This window comes from Aquaspirillum sp. (assembly GCF_055136605.1).
In genome coordinates this window covers 20,435-27,456 of sequence record NZ_JBSQVP010000032.1, presented here as the reverse complement: position 1 = coordinate 27,456, position 7,022 = coordinate 20,435, and the positions used below count along the sequence as shown (strand labels likewise).

Here is a 7,022-nt window from a genome sequence, read left to right as displayed (position 1 = left end):
GGAGCAACACATCATGGCACAGCTGACACACACACCGGTAATGACTGTTTTGCAATCCCTAGAGCAAATGAGCCAGACCAAGGAAGAACGGTTACGGGCATTGGCACGCGAACGGGCAGTGTGGGATTACAACACAGAGATTCAAGTGGCAGAAGAACGTGGTGAACAGCGAGGGTTGGAAAAGGGCAGGGAAGATGGCATGCAAACCCTCCTCCGAACATTGATTGAGGCGCGGTTTGGACAGCCATTACCGGATTGGATGTTGTCGCGGTTACGGGCAGCGACGCCGGAGCAGTTGCAGCAGTGGGGAGTGTCGTTAACACAAGCACAGCGGTTAGAGGATATTTTCGAGGGTTAACCAGCACCGTCGCCGTATGTAGGGGCAAGCCTCTGTGCCTGCCCTGATATTTGTACCGGTTCGTGTCACATACGGCAGTATTTTGCCGATGTGGTGGGCACAGAAACGTGCCTAACGAGCCAGCATCTAAGACATCTCACCTCGCGAAACGGGGTCGCTGTGGCGATAGATAGACAAAACCAGCCGTTTATTCTCCACGCTTTCATATTCACAAATCTGGCGGATGGTTCGTTCTTCGAGCACAAAATCGGCAGCTAACAGCAACACCCCATCGCGACTGAACAAATCTCGCGCCAAAATCATGCCGGGTAATAAATTAAGCGAATACAGCTCGACAATTTCGGTCTCTGGGCTGGTTTCCGGTTGTTCAACAAACAGCGCATTAAATGCCGCTACCACGGTTGGGTCGTAGCGCATCCCTGCACCTTGGGCAATTCGTTTTCTGGCTTCGTTTTCTGAATAACTGACGTCTTCCAACATGCCATCTTGCCATGCATAAAAATCGCTGGCGACGGCCAAAATGCGGGCACCAAGTGGGATTTGCATGCCGGCTAAGCCTTCGGGCACACCTTGTCCATTAAAATGTTCACAATAAGACCGGATCAGACGGGCGGTTTCGGCTAACTCCTCCAAACCCATTAACGCTTGTTGGCCTTTTAATGGATGTTTGCCCCACAGTTGTTTTTCTTCAGCACTGAGTTGAGAAACCGGCTTACTCAATAGGCGATCTGGTAGGCTAATTTTGCCGAGGGTATGCAATAAACCCGCGAGGAAAATATCTTGGGTGGTTTTGTGGTTGGCACCCAACTGTCCTGCAATCCGGCGTGCCAGCGTTGCTACCCGTCGTGAAAAGCCAGCACTATGGCCATCGCGCAGCTCGATAAGATGTGAGAACACATGAATCGAGCTGATGAAATTTTTCTTCAAGCGTTCGTGCGCGCTATGCAGCTCGGCGGTACGCGCTTTGACTTTATCTTCTAGGCTGGCATTGAGTTGTTTAAGCTGTTCATTTTGTTGTTGAGTCAGTGCTTCTAAACGGTTTTTTTCCCGCAATAACGCCTGTTTTTCTAAACCATCTTGCACTGTGAGTAACAAATCTTGATCGTTCCACGGTTTGGCTAAATAGCGGTAAATTTCACCTTGGTTAATCGCCGATACGGTCGAATTGAGATCAGAATACCCAGTGAGTAACATGCGCAACGTGTTTGGCCAGCGGCGTAACACTTCTGCTAAAAAAGTCGCGCCGTCCATTTCCGGCATCCGCATGTCGGAAATCACCACATCAACCTGCCCTTGTTCCTGTTCGAGGATCGCCAAGCCTTCGGCACCGCTTTGTGCGGTCAATAAACGATAACCCGTGGGCCGAAAGAGCCGCCGTAAGGCAGACAGAATATTGGCTTCATCATCGACACATAACACCGTAAAATTAGACATGAGGCGGTTCCTCTATCATTGCTTGGTTGATGGGTAGGATAATTCTGAATAGGCTGCCTATGCCGGCTTCACTTTCTAATTCGATCCGACCATGATGGTTTTGAATAATTCCAAACGATAACGACAGACCTAGACCTGTCCCTTGGCCGACTGGTTTGGTGGTGAAAAAAGGATCGAAAATTCGGGTTTGTAGTTCTTTTGGAATGCCACAGCCACTGTCCTGAATTTCAATGGCGACGTGCTGCAGATCGAATAAACGCGTGGTAACGGTGATTTGGCCGCGTTTGTTGCCGTCCATCGAATGGGCTGCATTAACCAATAAATTCATAAACACTTGGTTTAACTGCGACGGCACACATTCCACCAATGGAATATCACCATAATGACGGATCACATCGGCTTTATATTTGATTTCGTTATGAGCGATATTCAGCGTACTATTCAGCCCTTGGTGTAAATCGACTTTTTCCCAACTTTGGGCCCGATCAATCCGAGAAAAATCCTTTAAGTCCTGCACAATTTTGCGCACTCGAATCACCCCTTCATTCGACTCGCGTAATAAATCGGGTAAGTCGGCTCGTAGGTACACCAAATCTTTGTCTGTGCACACTGCCCGCGCTGTTTCTGCCACCGGATGATCTAAGGGAAGGGCCGAGAGGCATTGTTCTAGGCTATCAATAATCGCGAACAAATCCTCTAAATAGCGTCCCAATGAAGCTAAATTCGATTGGATATAACCGACTGGATTGTTGATTTCATGGGCAACACCGGCGGCGAGTTGGCCAATGGATGCCATTTTTTCAGACTGTAAAAGCTGCTGCTGTGCCTCTCGCAGTAATCCGTTCAGTTTGGTTAATTCTTCATTCCGCCGCCGCAATTCATTCTCGGAGGCTTTACGGCGCACGATGTCTTTTTCTAATTCCGACTTGGCGACACTGAGTTGTTTTGTCCGTTGTTCAACTAAATACTCCAATTCACTATGAGCGCGGGTTAACGCTTGTTCGGCTTGTTTGCGTTCAGTGACATCTTGCAAAGTTTCAATCGCACCAATGAGATAACCATCGGTGTCGAACAACGGAGCAGCAGTGAGAAATAACCAACGACCGGCGGGGCCAAGGTGCCGGAAAAATCCTTCAGCTTCATACGCGCCTTCAATCACGGAAGAATAACGCCGGCCTTTGATATACAAGCCATTCGATTCATCCAAGGGTAAACCTTCAATAATCAAATCAGCTAACACTAGGTGTGGTTGAGGGTAAAACGGTTGCCATTGTTTTTGTGTGCCAACCATCTCTTTGGCACTAAAACCGGTGATGTATTCACAGGCGCGGTTCCAATGTGTGATGGTATGGCTTAAATCAAGCACAAAGGTTGGCACTGGCCCATCTTCAATAATCTGATCTAACAGCTTGGCGCTACGCAGTTGGGCTTGTACTGCCGATTGCCGTTGTCGAATTAATGAGGTGATATCCGACCCAATGGCGGCATAGCCAATTTCGCCTTCACTGTCAAAAAAGGGGAAAATATGCAGCTGTAGGTGAAATAATTGGCCGTTTTTACTGCGATTGGCTAACTGACCGTGCCAGCTGGCGCCGGCACTAAGCGTTTCCCACAAGGTTCGAAATACATCGGGGGAATGTAAACCCGAGCGCAGGATACGATAAGAACGCCCTAACAACTCGTCACGACGATAGCCACTGAGATGACAAAACGCCTGATTGACATAACACATGCGACCACGGCTATCACTCAAACTCAATGGCAGGTGTTCGTTAAACAGCATATACCCCAACTGTTGTCGGACAGTGGCGGGCAACTCGACCTCTTGGGCCAAATTTGCCAAGGAACACGTTAAATTTAGATGGATGGGCATAATGTCTTCCTCACATGCCGGATGGGGCGAATGATGCCGCCGATTTTTCTTATTGATACCCACTGCCATCTTGATGCAGAGAGCCTTTTTTCTCAACATGCAGCGGTAATGTCTGCGGCGTGGGCAGCGGATGTCAGGCAAATTGTGATTCCTGCTGTCAGTGCCGCCAACTTTGCACGCCAACAGTGGCTGCACCAGCGTTATGGTTGCGCCGTTGCGTATGGTTTGCATCCCTTAGCCGTCGGTTGTCGGGCAGACAATGCACAACAGTTAACGCAGATTGCCGAGGCGCTGCAATCGGGGCAGGCGTGTGCAGTGGGGGAAATCGGTTTGGACTTTTATCATGGGCAAGATGGGGCGGAAGAACAAGAATGGGTTTTTGTGCAGCAATTACAGTTGGCACAGCAACATCAACTCCCCGTGTTGTTACATAGCCGGCGTGCTGTCGATCGAGTGTTAAAATATCTGCGTCGCTATCCGGTAGTAGGGGGAATTGCTCATGCTTTTAACGGTAGCGAACAGCAAGCCGAGGTGTTTTTACAGTTAGGGTTTAAACTGGGCTTTGGTGGAGCGATGACTTTTAGTGGTTCGCAACGGATTCGTCGCTTGGCCAGCCATTTGCCATTGTCGGCTGTGGTGTTAGAAACCGATGCGCCGGATATGGCGCCACAATGGGCACAAGGTCAGGTTAATCAACCTGCTAATATACGGCGTTTTGCTGCTGAGCTTGCGGATTTACGCAAGATAGAATTCACCGAGCTGACCCAAGCTTGTTTGGTGAATACTTGGCAGGCTTTGCCGAAACTGGCGGCGGGGTCTGTGTTGTCTATCGCCGCGCCATCAACTTAAAAACAGGTTATGTCACTATGTCCACCTTTTCTCTTGCCAATCATTTTTTGATTGCGATGCCAAATATGACCGACCCGCTCTTTGCAAAAAGCGTGGTCTATCTGTGTGAACATACAGAGAATGGCGCGATGGGCGTGGTATTAAACCGGCCCTCAGAAATGACGCTGTCTGTATTATTTGAACAAGTGGGGCTGCATCTCGGTCGTCCCGAGTGGGAGAATCTGCCCGTTTATTTTGGTGGCCCCGTGCAAACAGATCGGGGGTTTGTCTTGCATCAACCCGCCGGTGAATGGCAATCCAGTCTGCAAGTTACCGAACGAACCGCCCTAACGACTTCACGCGACATTCTTAATGTGATGGTTGAAGGCGGTGGGCCAGAACGCTTGTTCTTATGTTTAGGTTATTCAGGCTGGGATGCGGGGCAATTGGAGCATGAGCTGGCGCAAAATGCGTGGTTAAGTGTCGAAGCACCCGCCGATTTAGACTTGATTTTCGATTTACCCTCAGAACATCGTTTTAATGCAGCCATGTCGTTGTTAGGCATTGATATGTTGTCGTTATCCGATCAAGTGGGGCACGCCTAATGCAGGTGAGCGGCGGTGTCTTGGCATTTGATTTTGGTGAACAACGGATTGGTATTGCCACTGGCGATACCCTAGTGGGCATTGCTCATCCCCTTGAAACCTTGCACGGGGCAGAAACCGAGCCCCGTTTTCAACGTATTGCAAACTTAATCGCAGAATGGCAACCCAACGCCCTTGTGGTTGGCCTACCCACACATGCCGATGGCACACCACACGAGATGACTCGTTTGGCTGTACGCTTTGCGCGGCGGCTTGAGGGGCGGTTTGGCTTGACGGTTTTTTTGGTGGATGAACGCCACAGTTCATTAGTGGCTGAGGCTTTGTTAAAAGAGGTTGGCGTGCGTGGGCGCAAGCAAAAACCTGCGCTCGACCAAGTGGCGGCGCAGGCGATTTTGCAAAGCTTTTTTGAGGCGCCAGAGATGGCCATAGCTGTCAACGACTATATTTTGCCAACCTCAACCCCGCTCGAATAACGCCAGAGCCCGCAAACGCTGGGCGGCATGGTCAACAATGGGGTGAGGGTAATCGCGCCCTAAGCGGAAACCCAAGGGCAGTTGTTTGGCCTGCCACGGTGCATGAATGGCCTTGTCATCTAAATTGGCTAATTCAGGCACATAACGGCGAATAAATTGTCCTTTCGGGTCGAATTTTTGTGATTGGGTGACTGGGTTGAAAATGCGGAAATAGGGTTGTGCATCACAGCCAGTCGATGCCGCCCATTGCCAACCACCGTTATTAGCGGCAAGGTCATAGTCTAATAACCAGCGGGCAAAGTGTGCTTCACCCTTTCGCCAATCGATGAGCAAATCTTTCACCAAAAAGCTGGCGGTAATCATCCGCAGGCGGTTGTGCATCCAACCCACTTGTTGCAACTGGCGCATCGCAGCATCGACAATCGGGTAGCCCGTCCGCCCTTCACACCACGCAACAAAATGCGCTTCCTCTCCCGGGAAAACCAAACCCTCATACTCTGCTTTAAAACTGTGTCCGCTGGCGACATCGGGGCGGTGGTAGAGAATTTGTTGATAAAAATCACGCCAAATTAACTCATTTAACCAGCCCTCTGCCCCTTCGCCGCCATGCTCAAATGCGGTGCGTGCCAGTTGTCGGATAGAGACTGTGCCAAAACGGACATGGGCAGATAAATAGGACACCCCTTTTACCGCAGGAAAATCACGGGCTTGTTTATAAAGCGACATTCGCGGTAGGAAGTCGGCCCATAGCTGTTCCCCTCCACGCATCCCTGTTTTGATATGCAGTGCAACGAAATCACAGGCCACAAAACCCAAATCAGCCACACTCGGCAGCGGAGGCACATGCGGTTGTTGCCACAGTGCGCTGCGATAGTGTTCCACCGGATAGCTTTGTAAAAATTCAGTATTGATGTTTTTTAACCAGCTATTTTTATAAGGGGTAAAAACGCTGAAAGGCTTGCCAGCTTGAGTGAGCAGCTCTGCCCGTTCAAAAATCACATGGTCTTTAGCATCAAAAAAAGCACAACCTTGCGTGGCGAGCGTTTGTGCAACCGCATGGTCACGGGCGATTGCTGAGGGGTCATCATCATGATTACAGAATACCGCTTGGGCTTGGTAGTGGGCAGCGAGGCGGGGAATTTCTGTTTTCGCATCACCATGCACCACACAGAGCGCAGACCCCTGTTGTCGCAAGGCCTGATCGAGCTCAGCCACCGCGTGCCAAATAAACGAAACCCGCCGGTCATCTCTGGGTAAGCTGGCCAAAATAGTGCTATCAAATACAAAGACACACAGCACTTGTTCGCTTTGTTGTAAGGCATGGCATAGCGCAGCGTGGTCAAAATCACGCAAATCTCGCCGAAACCAACACAGGCTACGTTGATAAGAAGCCGGAACAACAACCATTAAAATTCTCCTGAATTGAGTCTAAACCGTTAAAATCGCATCAT

General features: G+C 49.9%; 7 protein-coding genes. 4 read left to right on the top strand and 3 right to left on the bottom strand.

The features are described from left to right. On the top strand, window positions 1-358 hold a 358-nt coding region (locus tag ACTBZS_RS07160), incomplete at its 5' end, for a hypothetical protein (protein ID WP_463043698.1). A gap of 126 nt (window positions 359-484) precedes the next feature. Here the strand turns inward: ACTBZS_RS07160 and nosR are convergent. Further along, the gene (gene nosR, locus ACTBZS_RS07155; protein ID WP_463043697.1) at window positions 485-1,792 is read right to left on the bottom strand and encodes a response regulator c-di-GMP phosphodiesterase, NosR family; all 1,308 of its coding nucleotides are present in this window, start codon (window positions 1,790-1,792) and stop codon (window positions 485-487) included. Next, a complete protein-coding gene (locus ACTBZS_RS07150; RefSeq protein WP_463043696.1) occupies window positions 1,785-3,665 on the bottom strand; it encodes a PAS domain S-box protein in 1,881 nt (626 codons plus the stop codon). Before ACTBZS_RS07150 ends, nosR begins: the two co-directional genes overlap by 8 nt. 30 nt (window positions 3,666-3,695) lie before the next feature. Here ACTBZS_RS07150 and ACTBZS_RS07145 point away from each other — a divergent pair, with 30 nt between their 5' ends. Genes ACTBZS_RS07145 through ruvX form a run of 3 tightly spaced genes read left to right on the top strand, consistent with a single transcriptional unit; the run spans window position 3,696 to window position 5,571 of the window. Beyond that, window positions 3,696-4,514: a TatD family hydrolase gene (locus ACTBZS_RS07145; RefSeq protein ID WP_463043695.1), complete on the top strand. Its 819-nt coding sequence runs from the start codon at window positions 3,696-3,698 to the stop codon at window positions 4,512-4,514. Between the two features lie 17 nt (window positions 4,515-4,531). Beyond that, window positions 4,532-5,098 carry a YqgE/AlgH family protein gene (locus ACTBZS_RS07140; RefSeq protein WP_463043694.1) on the top strand — a complete coding sequence of 189 codons (567 nt, stop codon included), beginning with the start codon at window positions 4,532-4,534 and terminating at the stop codon, window positions 5,096-5,098. Next, window positions 5,098-5,571 (top strand): Holliday junction resolvase RuvX, encoded by a 474-nt coding sequence (gene ruvX, locus ACTBZS_RS07135; protein ID WP_460430270.1) that lies wholly within the window; start codon window positions 5,098-5,100, stop codon window positions 5,569-5,571. Before ACTBZS_RS07140 ends, ruvX begins: the two co-directional genes overlap by 1 nt. Here the strand turns inward: ruvX and ACTBZS_RS07130 are convergent. Then, window positions 5,554-6,978, bottom strand: coding sequence for a cryptochrome/photolyase family protein (locus ACTBZS_RS07130; protein WP_463043693.1), 1,425 nt, complete (start codon window positions 6,976-6,978; stop codon window positions 5,554-5,556). The genes ruvX and ACTBZS_RS07130 overlap by 18 nt on opposite strands. Window positions 6,979-7,022: the final 44 nt, after the last annotated feature.

Excerpts from the sequence above, each read along its gene's own strand:
- ACTBZS_RS07130 (WP_463043693.1), bottom strand. The coding sequence starts at position 6,978 with ATGGTTGTTGTTCCGGCTTCTTATCAACGTAGCCTGTGTTGGTTTCGG.
- ruvX (WP_460430270.1), top strand. The coding sequence starts at position 5,098 with ATGCAGGTGAGCGGCGGTGTCTTGGCATTTGATTTTGGTGAACAACGG.
- ACTBZS_RS07150 (WP_463043696.1), bottom strand. The coding sequence starts at position 3,665 with ATGCCCATCCATCTAAATTTAACGTGTTCCTTGGCAAATTTGGCCCAA.
- nosR (WP_463043697.1), bottom strand. The coding sequence starts at position 1,792 with ATGTCTAATTTTACGGTGTTATGTGTCGATGATGAAGCCAATATTCTG.
- ACTBZS_RS07145 (WP_463043695.1), top strand. The coding sequence starts at position 3,696 with ATGATGCCGCCGATTTTTCTTATTGATACCCACTGCCATCTTGATGCA.
- ACTBZS_RS07140 (WP_463043694.1), top strand. The coding sequence starts at position 4,532 with ATGTCCACCTTTTCTCTTGCCAATCATTTTTTGATTGCGATGCCAAAT.